Below are 2,478 nucleotides of genomic sequence, written 5' to 3'. Positions count from 1 at the left end.
TTTCCAGAAATTTAAACATTTATTTGCTAAATTGGCTTATTAAAAACTCGAAGGTAAAGTTTTTAAATCCCTTACTATTCATATATTTAACGTTAGCCACAATGTAACCATACCAATGAACAAAAGGATAATAACGATAATGACTCTAACTTCTATTTTAAGTTTTTTCGGATGCAAAAAACAACCTGAACAATCAAAAGACGAAATTGAAATGGACAAAATATTAGATGATTGGAATAATCGGAAAACATATAAAGTTCTTACGTCCGAAATTATCAATAAAATACCTGATGACGAACTTGAACAAGCTGTTTTCGATAATATCTATGAAAATATAAAAAATGACTTTGATAATGAATTTGAAAATCTAAATAAATTATCAAATGGACAACAAGCGTTTTGGTCAACTTGGGTTTTAGAAGGAGAAGTTAATAATGGAGGATTTAATCAATTCTATTTTAATTCTAGTGGACAATTTTTTAAAATGGCTCAAATAGGATTTAAAACAATTGGAGCGGAAAAATATGCGGAATTAACTACTCGTGCGAATAAAATATACGCAGAGAACAAAAAGCGCATAGAGGAATATGACGATGGAACAATGGAAAGTTTTAGTGAATCCTATAAGGACAATCCTCTGAATAAACTTGATGATGAATTTTATGATTTAGGAGATAAAAAAAGTGTAAGCGAATTAAGAATTAAATATATTCGTGAAAACAAAACTGAATTTACAACTGAATAAAAACACAGTGGCTAACACCGTATATAATTTATTGCTAGTTTTAGCTTGCTTACGAAAGTCCAAACGGACTTTCTTTGCTAGTGTTTTATTTACTAATTTAGTTGCTTAGACACGCAACAAACCATATACATCACGTTGTGCGCAAGCTGAAAAAAATCGTAACTAAATGACAAACAAAACGATTGATATAAATGAATCCACTATAAAAAAGTATGTGGAATCGTTACGACCAGAAAATCTTGAAATTCGGGAACAAGTGGATATTGGATATTCATATGACGGAAAAGTTGTAATCCTATTTGAAATTCGGCCTGATTGGAATGACGCAAAAAAGAAACAACAATTTGATTTTGCTAAAATTCGTCATTACAAATCAAGAAAAGAATGGAATTTATATTGGATGAGAGCAAGCGGAAAATGGGAGATTTACGAACCGTTTCCCGAATCTACTCATTTAGAAAAAATAATAGAAGTTATAAAAGAAGACAAACACAGTTGTTTCTTTGGATAGTCCTAAACAAAATATCGTTAAGAATATAGCGCAAGAATTGGATTGCGGATTTGACTGTTATTATAATTCTAGTACTGATGAAATAATAGCAATTCCAAACTTCTCGCAATTTTCAGACAAAGAAGATTTTAAAGAGGCTTTTCGTGAAAGTTTAGAAAAAATAGAAAAACATCATTCAGATTTTATAAAATTCGAGGCTTTGGAAAGTTTTGAGTCTTTTAAAATTATGGAGCGTTTTGTTGAGCAAGTAGCTGACGAAAAACTTAAAACGGATTTAGAAAATATTTTGACAAATAAGAAACCGTTTCAGAATTTTAAGCATAAAATCGACCATTCTGAATTTAGACAAAGTTGGTTTGAATTTAAGCAAAGTGAGTTGGAAAAAATAGTAGAAAATCAATTAAACAGTTGAAAAGCCAGCGCACAACACCGTGTATAATTAATTGCTTAAGTAAGTGCTTATTTGGAAAATTCCGCTGGAATTTTCTCAGGTTCGTATTTGTTTACTAAATTAGTTGCTTAACCACGCAACTAACCATACACAATTCCGTTACCCAACATTTGAGAAAAATTGAACGCTAGAACAAAATACATACTTCTGATTTTAGGAATTTCAGCATTTGGATTGTCTATTTATAACAAGTACAATGCTTATACTGAAACTAGTTTTAATCCTGTCGAATTAGAATACGCTAAAGTATTTTTTGGAATTGGAATTTTTTGCGTCGGACTATATTATTTCAACAAAAATTGGCGGAATTTAATGACCAAAATAATGATTGGAGCATTTGGGATTTGTTTAATTCTAAACCTATACTTGATTGCTCAAATCTATGAAAGTAAACAAATTCAAAACCGACTTTCTGAATATTACGAATTAGATTGCGAAAAAATAACTGACCGATTCAAAGCTGATTTAAAGAACAACGAAATCAAGTATTTTTCTGGTGGTCTGGTTGGTTCTGGGAATTTATCGGAAAACATTAAAAAGTACGGAATAGAAAATTTCGAACTTGGTTGTCAAGTTTATACCAATCTGAATTGCTATAATGAACTTGTTAGTAATTATCTAAAAGACCAAAAGAATATTAATATTAACGAACTGTATGAATAATAAAAACGTTGGGTAACACAGTGTATAATTAATTGCTTGGTCACTGCCGACTTACGAACATTCCTGCGGAATATTCTATCTGTGATTTATTTGCTAAATTAGTTGCTT

The 2,478-nt window shown here is 30.3% G+C and carries 4 protein-coding genes; all 4 read left to right on the top strand.

The features are described 5' to 3' along the window. Positions 1–211: 211 nt before the first annotated feature. The 4 genes from H593_RS0115340 (at position 212) to H593_RS0115325 (ending at position 2,370) form a co-directional block, all read left to right on the top strand. Positions 212–745, top strand: a complete 534-nt coding sequence (locus H593_RS0115340; RefSeq protein ID WP_037052665.1) for a DMP19 family protein — start codon at positions 212–214, stop codon at positions 743–745. A gap of 166 nt (positions 746–911) precedes the next feature. Continuing rightward, the gene (locus H593_RS0115335; protein ID WP_028873233.1) at positions 912–1,256 is read left to right on the top strand and encodes a DUF3024 domain-containing protein; all 345 of its coding nucleotides are present in this window, start codon (positions 912–914) and stop codon (positions 1,254–1,256) included. Then, positions 1,249–1,668, top strand: coding sequence for a UPF0158 family protein (locus tag H593_RS0115330; RefSeq protein WP_028873232.1), 420 nt, complete (start codon positions 1,249–1,251; stop codon positions 1,666–1,668). Before H593_RS0115335 ends, H593_RS0115330 begins: the two co-directional genes overlap by 8 nt. 159 nt (positions 1,669–1,827) lie before the next feature. Further along, entirely contained in the window at positions 1,828–2,370 is a 543-nt protein-coding gene (locus H593_RS0115325) for a hypothetical protein (protein WP_028873231.1), read from the top strand. Positions 2,371–2,478: the final 108 nt, after the last annotated feature.

Source organism: Psychroserpens burtonensis DSM 12212 (genome assembly GCF_000425305.1).
In the GTDB taxonomy this organism is placed as follows: Bacteria; Bacteroidota; Bacteroidia; order Flavobacteriales; family Flavobacteriaceae; genus Psychroserpens; species Psychroserpens burtonensis.
Note: the sequence above shows the minus strand (reverse complement) of the source record. Positions and strands in the feature narration are given on the sequence as shown.